Origin of the sequence: Shimia gijangensis (assembly GCF_900142085.1) — a bacterium.
GTDB classification, from domain to species: domain Bacteria; phylum Pseudomonadota; class Alphaproteobacteria; order Rhodobacterales; family Rhodobacteraceae; genus Shimia; species Shimia gijangensis.
The window spans coordinates 61,225-77,143 of the sequence record NZ_FQZQ01000020.1 but is presented as its reverse complement, the minus strand read 5'-3'; the positions used below and the strand labels follow the sequence as shown (position 1 = coordinate 77,143).

Below are 15,919 nucleotides of genomic sequence, written 5' to 3'. Positions count from 1 at the left end.
CCCGTTTGGCGCCCCGTTAGTGCATCTCTGCGCTGCCGGTGAAGTGGGTTCTAGAGTTATCAAACCAAACCCGCAAGCGCTTTTTGCAGAAAAATTCAAAAAAACTTCACAAAGGCATTTTTCTTGAGAAAACCGTCGATTTGCACCTGAAAACTAGGCAATTTCCTGCGCCCTTGCACACCTAAAACAAGATATGTCGGGGCCGAAAATTGGAATCAGTCTCAAAATGCCCCGAGTCGCTCTTGATTCATACGCCAGAGTCGTCTGAATCGAGCAAATCCGCCTGTGCCACATCTTCTACAGCCTCCGACTCGATCTGGGAACTCGAGGCGCCAACATAAGTGGCCAGAACCTGCATGATCTTAAAAGCAGTTCCGCCGTCATTTCCGACCACTGCTAAGAACTCTTCCTCCCCCAACCTCAAGGCTTTGAATTCAGTTGGCACATACATGTCCAGCGCTCTTTGCCCGCCTTTGATCAAAGCAAGTTCACCGACAAGAGTTCCCGGCCCTGCAACTGTTACCAAGTTGCGCGTTCCGTCAGGATCAACCAAGTACATCTCGGCCTCGCCTTCGAGGATCAGATAGGCACCATCAGAGGCATCGTCGCCCTGGCGAAACACAAAGGTATCGGCGGGCGCTTCAAACCATTGTGCGCCAAACGCCAAGACCCGAAGCTGTTTTCTGTCCAGCCCCGAGAAGAGATCCGTGGACACCAGCGCGCGCATCTTCTGACGTAGATCGGCACTGGCCGCATTATCCTGTATCGCTTCGCTTTGTTGCGCGCTGTCTTTGATCCGTCCATGCTCGATCTCGATCAGCATATCGAATTCTTCGGGGTTCTTATGAGTGTCCTCCAAAAAGATCAGAACGGCTTCTGGGAATAATTTTCTGAGACTGCGGATGGCCCGCCTGCATTCTTCGGGATCATCTGTAGCGATACAGCCATCTAGAATTAGCACGTCTGGGCGTTTGAGCGCCGCGCGGCTGATTGACAAAGGTTCGACAAAGGCTGACGGCATCCCTGCCCCGGCCAACCCCGTCGGCATTTCAAACAGCAATTCTGCAACGTGATGCTTTAAGTGCTCTTCACTCAGAACCCGCTCTACAACTTCATGTATCGCCTCCCCACGCCCTCCAGACGATGGCAAAGTTCCGTAGATCGAATTTTCAAGTAAACTAAGACCCGGTGCAAAACTATCTTCGCTGAGTGGCACAAAGTAATCGGCTACCCAGTTTTCAATTTTGGCGCGCTGCTTGTGGCGCAAATCGAGAATGAGTTGTTTTAACTCGTCCGTAAAGGCGGGTCCGATCTGTTCGGCTGAGACTTCGAAAGGCAGATGTAGCAATTGTACTTTCTCATCACGCTCAAGCACCTCAAGGCTATGCTCACGCACTTTGCGTGCTAGGGCAACTTTGTCCTCAAATAGGTCAGGATTAAGGCCAAGCCTGCGAAATAGTGGGTGTTCGGTTCCATCAACCCCAAAGGTCTGATGCAACATTTCGATCACCTCAACCGACAACCGCAACATGCCGTCGGACAGTTCCAGTTCATTCAGCAATTCAAGAAAGTCGTTCGCCGTCGAGTGCGTGTAATTACCTACGGATTGCCGCGCTGTTGCAAAGAACAGATTGGCCGACAGAGGCAGGGCCGGATTATAGGCCTCTGGATCAAATCTGTAATAAGCCTGATCCAATCCTTCACGTTCCAGTTCAGCGCGGATACGGGGCCGCAGCTCAATAATACGACGAGCCAGTTCAGGGTGACTGGCTGCATCAAAGGTCTGCTCAAGGCCTCGCCGGAACATAGCGCTGCCAGTTCCCATAGCTTCGACCAAATGGACCCACCAGTCCCGCAAGCCATCCACATCGCCGACCCCGGCAATCGTTGGGTCCACCCAATTGGCGTTAAAATTGTCGGTGCTGTTGCCGCTGCGCATTGATTCAGAATCGCGCGCCTCTTCGCCGACGCGTAAATCATCCGGGAGGATCACTGCATCCAACGGCTGGTGGCGCAAAGGCATCATCAGGTTACCACCAAACGTACCTTGGAAAACATATGGGCTCACTTCCGCATAACCAATACGCGCCGCGATCACCATCTGGTGCAATTCATTCAGGTCACGCCCGCCCATCAAAACCTTACCGGCAGCCGGCAGTACTTCTCGGGTCAGCAATTCTGCAATCGCGTGGCGTTCTTCCTGATCGGTAGCCGAAATTGCAACCAAAGCGTTGTTGGGAATGGTCAGCGAAATATCTTCCAGAATCGCATCACCACTATGGTCGGTCACAGTTACACGTTTGAGCTCGATATCTCCATCAAGGTGGCCAATCTCTTCTGGTGTACCGTCAAACAACTCCTCGTCAACCATACCAATCGGATCAAACCGCTCAGAAATCAGGTGCCAGCGCAGACCCATGTCCTGCACTCGATTGTAATAGTTCAAAAGCTCCTTCCACGGAGACGACAGGTCCTTGTAGGCTGCCAATGCTGCCACCAAGGCCCCAAGCGAGACCTGCCCCCGGATCACCAATAGCCCGCCGATCATGTAAAAGAAGAATGGGGTGAGTTGAGTGATGAAGTTGTTGAGGAACTTCATGAAGAATTTTTTCTTGTAGATGGTCAGCCGGATGTCAAATAGGGTGCCCAAACGCCGGGTGATTTCAGCCAGGCGAAACCGCCAACCTGCATTGACTCGCAATGTCGCAGCACCAGTTGCGGTTTCCCCTATCTCAGCCGAGAGTTTGCGCACTTCCTGAATGCGGTCCTTATTGTGCAGGTTGATCTGGCGCTGCAATTTAGGAATCACCCAGGCCTGCAACGGGATCAACGCAACGGCCGCCAATCCGAACCAAACACTTTGTGCGAACAGAAACACCAGAATAGTCGCCATTTGCCCTGCCTGAAGAACGGGAAGGCTGATCGCGTCCCCCATCATGCCGCCCATCGGCTCAGCCTCTGAGGTGATCATCGACACCATTTCGCCTTGCGATGTACGGCGCAGATAGGGTTGCGGAAATCGCATGATCCGGGAAATCAGCTGATATCGGAACCGGCGCAGCATCCGCTCTGACAAGATGCCTTTCATTGTATTGATGCGCATTTTGGTTAGCCCATGCACCAGAACAGACAATAAAAAGGCGCCGCACAGCACCATCAGGAACGTCACCTGATCCAGTTCAATGTCCAGCCAGTCAATATAGACATACGGCTGATCTGCTGAAATCGCGTCATTGATGATGCGTTTGGGCAATTCCAGCGTCAGAAAAAGCAAAGGAAACAGACAAGTCGTCAAGGCCAACAGAACCAATTGTTCTCGTTTGGAGTATTTCCAGATGAAGCGAAATAGTGAACGTTCTATGGGATTGTGTCCTGTTGAGGGCTTTCATTCAGCCTTTGCGCGGTCTTGTGAAGCTAACAACCAATTGCTGAGCATATCAAGCGCATGTGTCATTCATCAGGTATTTGCGCAGCGGACAAACTATGGCTAAGCTTTGTTTTGAACCGTTTCAGTTAGAGAATGAGCGTGATGGATCTATCGTTGAAAATCCTGCTTTTGTTTACTCTCATGCAGGTCAAGCATCTGTTTGCTGACTTCTACCTTCAGACAATCTGGATGTTGACTGGGCGAGACACATATCTGCACCTTGGGCGCGCCGCCCATTCCGCCATTCATGCTGGGTTGTCCATCGTCATCTTCGCCTTGTTCAGCGTTCCGCCTGTTTGGTTGCTGGCGATCTTTGTGATTGAATTTGTCATCCATTTCCATGTGGACTTCTGGAAAGCCCGTGAAAATGTAGTCAAAAAGCTAACCCCCGAGGATGCAGCTTTCTGGCGTGCCATGGGGTTTGATCAAGCACTCCACCACCTCACTGGAATTGGTCTGATCTGGCTCTGGCTGAACTTTATCGTCTAATCAATCTGTTCGGTGCTCACAAATCCAGATCGGCAATCGCCGCTATCATTTTGTCAGACCTTACTACGAAGATGCGCACCGTTTTAGGACGGCCGTCATTACCAGTTTTGCGCGGCAAGACTCCGTACTGTAGCGCCTCTCCAATCAGAACGGGGGCCATGAACCGCATCTTCATGCTCTTGACAGCCCCCCCCGGCAATGCGCGTGCCAACATAAACTCAGCCACTCCCGCAAAGAGCATTCCCGGCACAACGGCGCCCGGTAATCCGGCTAGTTTTGCCTGTTCGTCGCTTCGGTGGATTGGATTTGGATCGCAAGCAAGTGTCAGATAGGCCTGAACTGTCGACTTGGAGAAGGGGTCCGACCACAACCAGATCACGTCACCCTTATCCATGTGATCAGGAAATGCACTCCCTTTAAATCGCACCATCTCCGCAGCGGTTACGGTGCGCAGCCGGGTCTGCATAGAGCCCAGCGCAGCACCATTCTCTTCTTGCAGAGAAAAATTAAGTACTTTTGATGCGCCGCTTTCTTTTATGGTCGCGGAAACCGTCAAAGGGATTTTTGACGGAACGGTCCCTGTGCGCGTAAATGACTGGCTTTCATGAACCAGACTCATGTCTTGTTCGGGCCGCATCATTCTTGCGATCTCAGAAAGTGCCGGGTGCCCCAATAGCATTGCAGGAGCAATCACGGGATGGTCCGGCGCCGAGGTGACGGGACCTGCGACTGAAGACAAGCATTCTGTCAGCTTCTGGACAACCGTGGCGGACAAGCCGTCCTCAATACAGATTGCGGGCAGAGGCCGCTCAACCATCAAACCGGGCGACGATCAGCGAGGCATTAATGCCCCCGAACGCAAGCGAATTAGACATAACAGCCCGACTATCAAACGCGCAGGCTGAATTGGCCACTGGGTCAAGCCCGATCTTGGGGTCAACCTCGTTAAAGTTGATGGTCGGTGGCGCCATCTGGTGACGCAACGCCTGAACGGCGACGACACATTCAATAGCACCAGCCGCGCCAAGCGCATGGCCATGCACTGGCTTGGTCGAAGAGACTCGAACGCCGCCAAGATCCTCTCCAAACACCGCACGCAAGGCGCATACTTCGGTGACATCATTGGCCACGGTTCCAGTGCCATGTGTATTCACATAGCCCACGTCAGACGGGTTTAGCCCTGCATCCCTTAGCGCGGCCTGCATACATGCTGATGCGCGCTCTGGATTGGGGCGCAGCAGGTCCCCAGCATCGGAATTTGTACCATAGCCCACAAGTTCGCACAGGATGTTTGCACCACGTGCCTTGGCACTGTCCAAGGTTTCCAAAACCACGATGCCTGCCCCCTCGCCCAGTGTCATACCGTTGCGGTCTTTGGAAAACGGGCGGTTCTTATCGGCGGTCATAACCCGCAACAATTCCCAAACGCGAAATACTCCGCCAACCAGACAAGCTTCAGAGCCTCCGGCCAAACAACGCTCAATCGCGCCAGCTTTGAGCATCTGATACGCCAGCCCAATCGCCTGACTTCCCGAAGAACAGGCTGAAGACGGCGCGTAAAGCGGTCCGGTTGCGCCAAATTCAATTGACACCCAAGACGCGGACGCATTGTTCATGATCTTTGGAATAGCCATTGGATCGAGGCGCATTTTGCTCTCAACGCCAAAGGCCATGTAATTGTCGTCCAGTGTTTTGGCGCCACCAAAACCTGATCCAATGATGACCCCGCAGGTCTCCCCGAAATCATCTGCTTCCAATCCCGCCTGAGCCACTGCTTCGCGGGCTGCGCGCACCGCATAGACGGCCACCGGATCACGCATTCTGTGAGCCAATTCCTCACCCAGCGCCTCCAGAGTTTCACTAGATAATGCGGCGGCCTGTCCAACACGTTGATTGGAAATGTTGGAAAAGTTGACGGGCCGCACGCCACTTTGTCCGTCCACAACAGCGGCCCACAAAGCGTCCGAGCCCAACCCGCAGGCTGAAACGGCCCCCATTCCTGTCAGAACAACACGATTCACGCGTTGGTTTCTTTCTGGTGTTCTTCAATCTTGGCCTGCGCAAGGTTCAACAAATCTTGCACGGTTTCAACGTCGCTCAATTCATTGTCGACCGAAATGTAAACGCCATACTCTTCTTCTAACGCCATCAGAATCATCACAAAATCTGCAGACTGAATGTCCAAATCTTCTAGGCGGTTCTCTGGTTTGATCTCAGAAATGTCTACCATTCCCTCACGTGCCACGAGTTCCAGCAAGTTTTGAGAAAGATCGGAGTTCTTGCTGACCATTATACCCTCTTGGAAACTGTCGGCTGAGCCGTATTGCGAATTTTTTTTGACCTTAATAGGCATCGAAGAAAGATTCCAGAGTGAACCAATCCGCATCTCAATATGACCTTGCGAAACTCTACTACATGCCGGGATCGGCAGGGTCGGTGCAGGGGCCGCCACCTGTTTTCCAATCCCCAAACCCCCCAAGGTTAAACACCTCGCTGTACCCCATGTCTTTTAGCAGCTTGCCAGCCAGTGCCGCACGGCCACCGCTGGCGCAATGCACGATCACTGGCCGGTCAAAACGCAATTCGGGATCGTGAAACGCTGTCGCAGGATCCGCCCGAAATTCCAGCATCCCACGCGGAATATGGTGGGACCCGACAGCCGCGCCATTGGCCAGCAACTCAGGGGCGTCACGAATATCCAATAACAGCGCGCCTTGTGCCATTCTATCTTGTGCGTCAGCAGTGGAAATCTTTGGCACAACGGCATGTGCGTCCTGCAACATCTGCGCAGCTGTAAGGGGCATAGCGTGTCTCCTGTTCACTTGGTTTAAGGTAAACCTAAGAAAGGTCAGGTCAATTGGAAAGAGGCAAAGCGCCAAGAACAACGGACGACATCCTGCTCACCACATTCCGCGTCATGCCCAGCGCCACCACATTCATCAATCAAATCGTTAGAACGCCACAAAACAGAAAGTACAAAGCCCTTATCAACGCACTTCAACCTGGGAAAACCACACATTTAGACTATTACTACGCCAAATCCTCAACATATATTCACGCCCACAACATATGGTTGATTTATGAAAATTTGGCGGGTAAGCAGGCTTTATTAGGTGCATAGACGCGGTATGCAGAACTGGCGCACGGGTCCTGGTTGCAACAAGCGATCAGGACCCGTCTCATTGGTTACCCAGGCCGTGATCCCAAATTGCGCCACCGCTAAGGCTGCTGCTCTACAAAAAATGGCCCGTCTCTTTTAAGCGGGCCTATGTTCCGTGCGGGGTGCTGAAATAGAAGAAGACGTCAGGTGCGCAGACGCGGTCTTTGCAGCGTGGCCGAAGCCACCTTCCTGACGCCTTCCAAGAACGACTGCACCCCAAGGGACACAACCGATCAGTTTGCTCCAGCTCTTGCGAACCTTTGCTGCAGGATTCAGATCCGAAAATCTGTCCCCCCCAAACCGACCTCATGGCAAGCATTTTGGCCGATCCACACGAGGGCTTTCTGCGCTGCCTTCCCACCAAGATTTTGAAAACCTTAGTGTTTCGACCTGCGTCCTGATTTCGTCAACACGGAGTTGGTTCGGTGTAACCTATCCCTACCCCGCTCTGATCCCAAGAGACCTTCGCGTCCCGCTCCGGATCTTGCGACCCCTTGCGTTAGGTCTAGGCTGACTCCGACAACGTGAGTCTGGCAAGAAAAAAATAGCTCAAAACTCAAATTTCTTGGGGATAACCTATTGGAATTACTTGTGGATTTCCTGTGGACAAGTGGAATTTCAGGTTTTGATTGAAGGCGTTGCACCGAAGGTTTCCATGTTCACCGTTTTTGAACCTGAAAACCGAGGACCGTTTCTGACACCGGTGGTTATTGGCAAGATTTCTTAAAGACCGACCAAAAGCTCACCCTGAGCCCAACCTCACGAATATCACAATCCAGACCACACCGGCAGCGATCGCGCCAACGGCCACCGCACCGCTTCCGCAATCTTTGGCTGCCTTGGCCAGATCGTGTCGTTCTGTTGAGATGTAATCAACGACCCGCTCAATCGCAGTGTTCACCAACTCAAGCGCCATCACCAAGAGACCAAGTGCCAGGATCAGTCCACGCTCACCTGATGTCAGAGGCAACCACAGGGCCAAGCCACCTGAAATCAGGTTAGCCCAAACCCAGGACCGGAACGAATACTCTTCGCAATAGGCATGGCGCATACCAGCCCAGCTCCAAACTATCCGCAATTTAAAACGCTGGAAAAAGTACAACATGCGCGCCTCCTGCCCGACCATGGACCGGAGACGGCCTATTTTTCAATAGACGATCAGCCCTTGGCCAGCTTGCCCAACAGGTCTTTGTTCAGGCAATAGTCTGGTGCTTCAGGCGCCTCAGTATTTTCGGCCAGCCAACCTTTGCATTCGCCGACATCCTTGCAATGGGTGCAAGTCATTACTGCAGTCCTGTATTTTTGCGCCATATCCGGGTGCTCGGCCAAAACCTCGCTCCAATCGACCCCAACTTTGTCAGACATCGTCCCCATCAGATTCGAGTGTTCGTCAATTTTCTTAAAAAGTTTCATTTTACGTCTCCATCAGGCCTTGCGGGCCACATCCTTTAGTGAATCGAAAAGTGCTGCATGCTGACAGCAACCCGGTGCGCAATCGGCGCGGTCAACTTGCCTGGAAAGCCAATTTTCACATTCCTGCACAAAGTGGCATTGCCGACAGCGGGTCACCAAGTCTGCGTAGTTTCGATGAGACAGCCTGTCTTCGGCCATCGCCTCGCTCAGTGAGACCCCCATGGCCCTTGCGACGCTGCGGGTCATCCAGAAATGGCGGGCTGGATCCCCAAGTGGTGTCACGTTGCTCATGTATCCATCTCCTCAAGCGCGACTCTAAGAGCCATAAAACGTTCTTGATTTCGGCAGGCGTCCGGAGGGACCTGCGCGGGCGCATCGATTTGCAGCGCCAGAAATTTTTTGCAACCTTCAGTCCAATCGCAATGTCGGCAATCCTCGACCATTGCAGCCCAGTCATCCTGATTGAGTTGCGCCTTTTTCATGGCCAAAACCAAATCCGTTTTGGTTACTTGCGCCATACGTTGCGCCAACCACACATGTGTGTTCTGCCGACCGAGAGGTTTCATTTTTCAGCCTCCTGCAAACGCTGCAGCAGCTCGCGATTGCGACAGTAAACAGGAGAGGCCTTTTCAGTTGATACGTCCCGGTCTAGCCAATGCGCGCAATCCTCGGGGTTGGCGCAAGACACGCACCGCAAAACAGCATCGGCAATCTCGTCAAATTCAAGATGCCCAGCCAAAACCTCTTCCTCAAGGTCCAGCCCCAGCCGTGCGGCTGTGCGATCCAAAAGCGATGCATGTCGCTTAAGTACGTCAGGCTTGGTCATTGCGGACTCCGGTTTTCACATCGGATCCAAAATATCACAGTGGCTTTTTTGCCCCCTTGATATGGGTCAATCGCCGATTGTGAAATCTCTCAACGCGCTAATCAGCCAGCGCATCGAGATAGGCGCGCACACAATCTTGAACGCGGCGAAACCGGTCGCCTCCCAGTTTTACGCCTCCATACCAACGGGTTACAACGATCACATGGTCCTTCAAGTCGTCTCGTTCCAGCATCCGCAGGATCACCATACCCGCACCGCTTTCCCCATCATCACCTTTGATTGGGGACCCTTCAGACAGCAACGCTGCCCATGTATTATGGGTTGCCTTGGCATATTTTCTGTCGCGCTTCAGTTTTTTCAGGAAGGCGTCGATCTCGGCGCGGCTGGTCACAGGGCCGCCTGACACCGCATATTTCGACCCCCGGTCAGAAACCAAATTGTTAATTTGCAGCATGACTCAGAGCTTAGCCGCAGTTTGCTTGACAACCGCAATCCGCTGCGAGTTTGGCGGGTGGGTGCCAAGGAACTGGTTGCCGGGATCAGGGATACGAGTGAAATACTCGGCCCCACGCACAGGGTTGTACCCTGCCCGGTGCGTCACAATTGTTCCCAAACGGTCTGCTTCAAGCTCGTAGTTTTTGGAATAGGCGCGTGCACCAACTGTGGCGCCGACATCCATAGCGGCATCAAGCACCGAGGCATCCGCGCCTGCTGCTGCAGCCAGAATACCAACAATTACAGCGCCAGCCATGGCATCGTTTTGCTGACGGCCAATATGCCCCATCATGTGATGCGCAGCTTCATGCCCCATCACAAAGGCAAGTTCATCGTTGTTGCGCGCATCCGACACCAGCGCCGCCGTAAACGTGATCATGGGGCGGCCGGATTTCGAGACTGTTTGATAGGCATTGGGCGGAGCATCCGCTTTTTTGTCGATCTGTATCAGGAAGTCGCAATTCATGCCCTTTGTGCGAGCTTTGCACTCGCGTTCGGCGACCGGTTCCACACGCGCTTTGATTGAAGCAAGCCGTGAACTGGCCTGTGACACACTGAGAAGCGGGGCTTTCTTCTGTGGCGCCGATTGTGCCGTAGGCGTGGTTGTCGTTGTGGTACATGCTGTCAGAAAAGCGAAACTAGCAGTCAGGGCAATCAAAAGGCTTCGGCGCATGGGTCTCTCGCAATCAGTCACAATAATCACGCCCAAAGGTACGCGCAGAGGGACACCAGTTCCACCCCTTAATGCTTGCACGTTTCCAGACTTGCGTTAGGCTGGGATCATGTTCAGCATCGAGCACGAATTTGACGCTACGGTCGTCACCCTAGTTGATGAAGGCAGCGCGACGCTGACCGAAGATGTCACTATCAACATGTTTGAGGACTGTGTCACGGTCGAGCAATACGATCCGCGCGCGGACTCGGTGCAGAAAATCACCCTATCGCTCAACCAAGTTCAGGAACTGGCAGCCGCATTGGATTTGCCCGAAGGAGTTTACAAGCTGCAACTGGATGGGAAAACCGGCTAGTTCCTGGGTGAGCTACTGGGTGAGCTAAGAGTAACCCAGAATGTCATAGTCCGACCGGTAAATCTCGTAAATTCCTTGTTTTGCTTGGGGCGTAACTTCAATACTGGATCGCCCCTTTTCTAGGGTTGTCGAATTCAGCGTCGGGAGAGTCCACATATCTGGTTCCGTCGATCTGACTGAGGCCGCCAAGGATCTAAAATCAGCCTCAAGATGTTCGACCCGAATGACTTTGTCCAAACGAATGATATCAGGTCGTATGAAATCCGACTGTGGTCGGAAATGCATGTCGAAGTCGATTCCATTTCTCACAAGGCCCTTTACCAAGTCATCCAGGCTCAACTTTCTCCGCATGGCTTCGATCGCCAAACGATTGTTATCCCAAGCCTTTGGGCCACCGATCGCTTGCATTGCTTTTCCGTAGCAGAAGACGCCTTTAGCAAATCGCTTGGTATACCGGTTGAGTTTGTTGAAGTAGGCCGAGACAAGCCGACCAACAGGATCACGAACTGACGCCGTCCACAGGTACGAGCTGTAACTCTCAAAAAAGCGCTCTAAATCGGCAGGCCCGGTAATTTGATGCCATTCCAGACCAATCGAATCAAACTGAGATTTGAAAGCGGGGTCGTGAAACAGATTCAGAGGTTGGTCCACGTCCGCATCAACACCCGCAAGGTGAAAAAACGCAGAGGTCATGGTTGTAGACGCGTTTTTTGGAACTTTTATGTAAGCAAGCTCCAGCTCTTTGGACAGCAGGATGTGTATCGTCAGCATTGTATTCCTCCGATGCCGCTATTCCTGAGCACCGATGACTTGTCAACTGCTGGAAATGTCAAAAGACAGTTGCCTTCGGGTATCCGAACTCAAGAAAAACCTCTTTGAAATGTCCAGAATTGAAAATGAATTGTTGGCTTCAGGTGACTTGGAACACGATAAAAAGCTAATCCCATGGTTGCCCCTTTCAAAAGCATCAAGAATACTAAAATCTGATTGAAGAAGATTGGGCGGAGATCACATGGCAACGGGCTTTTACTGGGACGAAAAGTGTTTTTGGCATTCAGGGGGGAATTATGCGCTGACCCTGCCTGTGGGGGATTTTGTGCAACCGCTGGCGGCGGGCGGATTGCCAGAAAGCCCGGAAACCAAGCGCAGGTTGAAAAACCTCTTGGATGTGAGCGGGTTGGCGAATGAATTGCAAATGCGTTCGGCAGACCCGGCGACGCGCGAGGACCTGGAACGCGTGCACCCCAAGGCCCATTTGGACAGGTTCAAGGAAGTTTCCGACGCAGGGGGTGGCGAATTGGGGCTGCGTACACCTTTTGGCAAAGGTGGCTATGAGGCGGCAACTTTGTCGGCGGGCTTGGCCAAAGAGGCCGTACGGGCGGTGTTGGCGGGGGAGTTGGATAACGCATATGCCTTGTCGCGGCCACCGGGGCATCATTGTCTGCCGGAGTGGCCAAATGGGTTTTGCTTGTTGGCCAACATTGCCATTGCAATTGAAGCGGCCTTGGCCGCGAGACAAGCCAAACGGGTGGCTGTTGTCGATTGGGATGTGCATCACGGCAATGGCACCGAAGCGATTTATTATGATCGCGACGATGTGCTGACAATCTCGTTGCATCAGGCGCATAACTATCCGCTGGACACAGGCGACATAGAAGATCGGGGGCGGGGCGCGGGCCTTGGGTACAATATCAACATTCCCCTACCTCCCGGCGCCGGGCATAGCAGCTATGTGCAGGCCATGAATCGTATCGTCTTGCCAGCTTTGGAAAGTTTTAATCCCGATCTCATCATTGTCGCCTGTGGCTACGATGCCTCGGCGTTTGATCCGTTGGCACGGATGCTGGCCACGGCCGAGACCTTTCGCGTCATGACGGCTCAGATGATGGCGAGCGCAGACAAGCTGTGTGATGGCAAATTGGTTCTGGTGCACGAGGGTGGATACTCCGAAGCCTATGTGCCGTTCTGTGGCCATGCGGTGATGGAAGAGTTGTCGTGCAGCACGACGGAGGTGCCGGATCCAATGGCCAAGACGCTGCACATTCGCCAACCCGATGCTCGCATGGAAGGATTTGTGGTCGAATTGATCGACGAAATGGCAGAGATTTTTGCAAAAACAGCGGGAAGCGGTTGAAAGGGGCGCAGATTCCGCCGACATGAAGCACAACATCCATTTTTACGGAGCACACTTATGCCCGATCCCAACCCTCAGGCGCTTGAGTTCCTGCTAAACCGCCGGTCGCGCCCGGCCAAGACACTAACCAGGCCAGTTCCGGACCGAGAGGCGCTGGCCCCGATCCTAAAGGCAGGGCTGCGCACGCCGGATCATGGCAAATTAGAGCCATGGCGGTTGATCGTGCTGGAAGGCGAGGCCATGACCCGTTTGGCCGAACTGGCACAGGTGCGTGGCGAGGCATTGGGGCTGGACGCGGAAAAGATCGGCAAGGGGCGTGGCCAGTTCGACATTGGCAACCTTGCCGTGGCCGTGGTGGAAAGCCCCGTGATCGCCGAGAAAGTGCCGGAGATCGAACAGACCTATTCGGCGGGGGCCGTGTGCCTGTCGTTGCTGAACGCAGCCCTTGCGGCGGGTTGGGGGGCCAACTGGCTGAGCGGCTGGCCGGCGCATGATCGTGGGTTCCTCACCGAGGCGCTGAAACTGTCGCCGCACGAGCGACTGGCCGGGCTGATCCACATCGGCACAGAAAAGAGTGCACCGCCGGAACGCCCGCGCCCGGACATGGAAAGCAAGGTCTCATGGGTATCGCAGTAATCCTGACATCGTTTTTCTCGGCCATTGGGCAGCTTGGTGATCCGCGGTTTCGCCGCGTTCTGATGCTTGGCGTCGGGCTGACCTTTGCGCTTTTGGTCGGGGCATATGCCGGGTTGCTGTGGGTGATCGACTTTTTCTTTGGAGAAGAAGCCTTTTTCCCGGTGTTCGAGGACATCACCTGGATCGGGGACCTGCTGAGCGTCACCAGTTTTATCTTTATGATCGTGCTGTCGGTGTTCCTGATGGTGCCGGTGGCCTCGGCGATCACCTCGATGTTTCTCGATGAAGTCGCGGGCGCCGTGGAAGACCGGCATTATCCGCATCTGCCCCCCGTCGAGCCGGTGCCCTTCTCCGAAGCTCTGAAGGATACGCTGACGTTCCTGGGTGTGCTGATCGTGGCCAACCTGTTGGCGTTTATCGTTTACGCCTTTTTGCCGATGTTCTCGCTGTTCATCTTTTGGGGGCTGAACGGCTTTCTCCTGGGGCGCGAGTATTTTCAGCTGGCCGCAATGCGCCGGGTGGGGCGCGAGGGCGCCAAAAAACTACGTCGCCGTCATATTGGTACGATCTGGCTGGCGGGCATCCTGATGGCGATGCCGTTGTCAGTGCCGCTGGTCAACCTGCTGGTGCCAATCCTTGGGGCTGCGACCTTTACCCATCTGTTCCATCAGCTACAGGCGGCAGGCGGTTCATCCAGTCAAAATCGCGTACGGTGATAATCTCAAACATGATGATCCACCACAAAAGTACCCACATAGCCGCGGCCAGTACGGATGTAATGATGGCCTTGGTTTTGAGGTTATGCTGTGCGGGCGCGCCGGGTTGTGTGCCGGGGAAAACTTCGCCCACGTCGCCTTGGGTTTTCAGGCGGATCGGGATGATAATCAGGAACGTCAGGAACCACAGGACGGCATAAAGCACGATGGCCGATGTGATGGACATGGGGATTTCTCCTGTGGGGCATCAAAAAGGACAGCACGGCCAGAGAATACTCCACCCGCACTGATTTAGATAGCGATCTTAGACTTGTTCGAGTTCGACCAAACAGCCATTAAAGTCTTTGGGGTGCAGGAACAAAACAGGTTTGCCATGGGCACCAATTTTGGGCTCTCCCGTGCCCAGAACACGCGCGCCGGTGGATTTCAGATGGTCACGCGCGGCCAAAATGTCGTCAACTTCATAGCAGACATGGTGAATGCCGCCCGAAGGGTTCTTTTCCAGAAAGCCATTGATCGGACTGTTTTCATCCAAGGGATACAGCAACTCAATCTTGGTATTGGGCAATTCAATAAACACCACGGTCACACCGTGATCGGGTTCATCCTGCGGCGCGCCGACTTTGGCGCCCAGCGCATTTGCGTATTGGGCAGAGGCTGCTTCGAGGTCGGGGACTGCGATGGCAACATGGTTCAAACGACCGATCATGGGCTGTTCCTTTCGGTTTATTTCCGTTTGGCCACCTTATGGGCAAGCCGCGCAAGTCTTGCAAGCGACAGGGCGTCGCGTGAGAGATGCCCTGTGAATTGGGTTGTTAACGGTGTATTAACCAACCCTGTTCTAACTTTGTCCTAAATGCTGCCAAGGACAATGACATGGATGACTTTTCCCTTCTGACTGCCCACACCCAACCCACTGCCCGTCGCCCCCTTCTGGGACTTACCGTTTTGGTTGTCGAAGATAGCCGATATGCCTGTGATGCCATTCGCCTTTTATGTCTGCGCAGTGGGGCCCGCATTCGGCGGGCCGATTGTTTGGGCTCTGCTAGAAAGCATCTTCAAACCTACCGCCCTTCTGTCGTGATCGTGGATATGGGGTTGCCAGATGGTTCCGGGGCTGACCTGATCGCTGAACTTGCTCTTGCTCAGCCTCGTGTGGGTGTGGTGCTTGCCATATCTGGTGAAACCGCTGTTGAAGCTGACGCAATGGATGCCGGGGCCGATGGTTTTCTGCCCAAACCTCTCGCCAGCCTAGGCGTTTTCCAAGAGGCGATCCTGTCCAGATTACCCGCAGACAGACAGCCCGAAGGTCCTCGTTCGGTTCCGGCAGAGGTGGTGCACCCTGATCGCGTGGCGTATCGCGATGATCTCTGCCACGCCGCCGCTTCTTTGTCTAAAGGTGTCAAAGCCAGAGAGATCGCCTATGTCGGTCAATTCCTAAGTGGCATCGCGCGTAGTGCGGGTGATCGCCCCCTGGCGCGCGCCGCTGAAGCGATCAGTGGAAAAAATGGTTTCAGCAACTCATTGCACACAGATGTCTCAACGCTGGATCGTCTTTTGAAAGACCGAATTGCGCAGGAAGTTGCTATTTAGTC

At 53.7% G+C, this 15,919-nt stretch carries 21 protein-coding genes; 6 read left to right on the top strand and 15 right to left on the bottom strand.

Features of this window, described 5'->3' with window-relative positions:
- Positions 1–247 precede the first annotated feature (247 nt).
- On the bottom strand, positions 248–3,301 hold the full coding sequence (locus BUC32_RS15970; RefSeq protein ID WP_322788023.1) for an ABC transporter transmembrane domain-containing protein: 3,054 nt from the start codon (positions 3,299–3,301) through the stop codon (positions 248–250).
- Between the two features lie 228 nt (positions 3,302–3,529).
- Here BUC32_RS15970 and BUC32_RS15965 point away from each other — a divergent pair, with 228 nt between their 5' ends.
- The gene (locus tag BUC32_RS15965) at positions 3,530–3,916 is read left to right on the top strand and encodes a DUF3307 domain-containing protein (protein WP_073255168.1); all 387 of its coding nucleotides are present in this window, start codon (positions 3,530–3,532) and stop codon (positions 3,914–3,916) included.
- A gap of 16 nt (positions 3,917–3,932) precedes the next feature.
- Here the strand turns inward: BUC32_RS15965 and BUC32_RS15960 are convergent, their stop codons facing one another.
- The 11 genes from BUC32_RS15960 to BUC32_RS15910 all read right to left on the bottom strand — a co-directional run bounded on the left by BUC32_RS15960 (position 3,933) and on the right by BUC32_RS15910 (position 10,483).
- Positions 3,933–4,556, bottom strand: coding sequence for a MaoC family dehydratase (locus BUC32_RS15960; protein WP_175556954.1), 624 nt, complete (start codon positions 4,554–4,556; stop codon positions 3,933–3,935).
- Between the two features lie 169 nt (positions 4,557–4,725).
- A complete protein-coding gene (locus BUC32_RS15955) occupies positions 4,726–5,937 on the bottom strand; it encodes a beta-ketoacyl-[acyl-carrier-protein] synthase family protein (protein WP_220387636.1) in 1,212 nt (403 codons plus the stop codon).
- Positions 5,934–6,368, bottom strand: coding sequence for a phosphopantetheine-binding protein (locus tag BUC32_RS15950; protein WP_139280755.1), 435 nt, complete (start codon positions 6,366–6,368; stop codon positions 5,934–5,936). Before BUC32_RS15950 ends, BUC32_RS15955 begins: the two co-directional genes overlap by 4 nt.
- The gene (locus BUC32_RS15945; protein ID WP_073255135.1) at positions 6,328–6,720 is read right to left on the bottom strand and encodes a rhodanese-like domain-containing protein; all 393 of its coding nucleotides are present in this window, start codon (positions 6,718–6,720) and stop codon (positions 6,328–6,330) included. Before BUC32_RS15945 ends, BUC32_RS15950 begins: the two co-directional genes overlap by 41 nt.
- Before the next feature lie 1,098 nt (positions 6,721–7,818).
- Positions 7,819–8,181, bottom strand: a complete 363-nt coding sequence (locus tag BUC32_RS15940) for a diacylglycerol kinase (RefSeq protein ID WP_073255160.1) — start codon at positions 8,179–8,181, stop codon at positions 7,819–7,821.
- 53 nt (positions 8,182–8,234) lie between these two features.
- On the bottom strand, positions 8,235–8,489 hold the full coding sequence (locus tag BUC32_RS15935) for a DUF6455 family protein (protein WP_073255131.1): 255 nt from the start codon (positions 8,487–8,489) through the stop codon (positions 8,235–8,237).
- Positions 8,490–8,501: 12 nt separating this feature from the next.
- On the bottom strand, positions 8,502–8,780 hold the full coding sequence (locus BUC32_RS15930; protein ID WP_073255128.1) for a DUF6455 family protein: 279 nt from the start codon (positions 8,778–8,780) through the stop codon (positions 8,502–8,504).
- A complete protein-coding gene (locus tag BUC32_RS15925; RefSeq protein ID WP_073255125.1) occupies positions 8,777–9,055 on the bottom strand; it encodes a DUF6455 family protein in 279 nt (92 codons plus the stop codon). Before BUC32_RS15925 ends, BUC32_RS15930 begins: the two co-directional genes overlap by 4 nt.
- Positions 9,052–9,315, bottom strand: a complete 264-nt coding sequence (locus BUC32_RS15920) for a DUF6455 family protein (protein WP_073255122.1) — start codon at positions 9,313–9,315, stop codon at positions 9,052–9,054. Before BUC32_RS15920 ends, BUC32_RS15925 begins: the two co-directional genes overlap by 4 nt.
- Before the next feature lie 97 nt (positions 9,316–9,412).
- On the bottom strand, positions 9,413–9,769 hold the full coding sequence (locus BUC32_RS15915) for a YigZ family protein (RefSeq protein ID WP_073255119.1): 357 nt from the start codon (positions 9,767–9,769) through the stop codon (positions 9,413–9,415).
- 3 nt (positions 9,770–9,772) lie between these two features.
- The gene (locus BUC32_RS15910) at positions 9,773–10,483 is read right to left on the bottom strand and encodes a M48 family metalloprotease (RefSeq protein ID WP_073255116.1); all 711 of its coding nucleotides are present in this window, start codon (positions 10,481–10,483) and stop codon (positions 9,773–9,775) included.
- A gap of 109 nt (positions 10,484–10,592) precedes the next feature.
- Here BUC32_RS15910 and BUC32_RS15905 point away from each other — a divergent pair, with 109 nt between their 5' ends.
- A complete protein-coding gene (locus tag BUC32_RS15905) occupies positions 10,593–10,838 on the top strand; it encodes a hypothetical protein (RefSeq protein ID WP_073255113.1) in 246 nt (81 codons plus the stop codon).
- Between the two features lie 24 nt (positions 10,839–10,862).
- On the opposite strand, the gene BUC32_RS15900 is transcribed toward BUC32_RS15905, so the two are convergent.
- Positions 10,863–11,609 (bottom strand): sulfotransferase family 2 domain-containing protein, encoded by a 747-nt coding sequence (locus BUC32_RS15900; RefSeq protein ID WP_073255111.1) that lies wholly within the window; start codon positions 11,607–11,609, stop codon positions 10,863–10,865.
- Positions 11,610–11,850: 241 nt separating this feature from the next.
- On the opposite strand from BUC32_RS15900, the gene BUC32_RS15895 reads away from it, so the two are divergent.
- From BUC32_RS15895 to BUC32_RS15885, 3 genes are read left to right on the top strand one after another with little or no spacing between them, the layout of a single operon-like run.
- Entirely contained in the window at positions 11,851–12,972 is a 1,122-nt protein-coding gene (locus BUC32_RS15895) for a class II histone deacetylase (protein ID WP_073255108.1), read from the top strand.
- A gap of 57 nt (positions 12,973–13,029) precedes the next feature.
- Complete coding sequence (locus BUC32_RS15890) at positions 13,030–13,608, top strand: nitroreductase family protein (protein ID WP_073255105.1); 579 nt, start codon at positions 13,030–13,032, stop codon at positions 13,606–13,608.
- On the top strand, positions 13,593–14,324 hold the full coding sequence (locus BUC32_RS15885) for an EI24 domain-containing protein (protein ID WP_073255102.1): 732 nt from the start codon (positions 13,593–13,595) through the stop codon (positions 14,322–14,324). The genes BUC32_RS15890 and BUC32_RS15885 overlap by 16 nt, the downstream gene beginning before the upstream one ends.
- Here BUC32_RS15885 and BUC32_RS15880 read toward each other — a convergent pair.
- Together BUC32_RS15880 and mce are read right to left on the bottom strand one after the other, a co-directional pair.
- Complete coding sequence (locus BUC32_RS15880; RefSeq protein WP_073255098.1) at positions 14,260–14,550, bottom strand: DUF1467 family protein; 291 nt, start codon at positions 14,548–14,550, stop codon at positions 14,260–14,262. The two genes, BUC32_RS15885 and BUC32_RS15880, sit on opposite strands and share 65 nt — an antisense overlap.
- Positions 14,551–14,628: 78 nt before the next feature.
- Positions 14,629–15,033, bottom strand: coding sequence for a methylmalonyl-CoA epimerase (gene mce / locus BUC32_RS15875; RefSeq protein WP_073255095.1), 405 nt, complete (start codon positions 15,031–15,033; stop codon positions 14,629–14,631).
- A gap of 167 nt (positions 15,034–15,200) precedes the next feature.
- Here mce and BUC32_RS15870 point away from each other — a divergent pair, with 167 nt between their 5' ends.
- Complete coding sequence (locus BUC32_RS15870) at positions 15,201–15,917, top strand: response regulator (RefSeq protein WP_073255092.1); 717 nt, start codon at positions 15,201–15,203, stop codon at positions 15,915–15,917.
- The last annotated feature ends 2 nt before the right edge of the window (positions 15,918–15,919 follow it).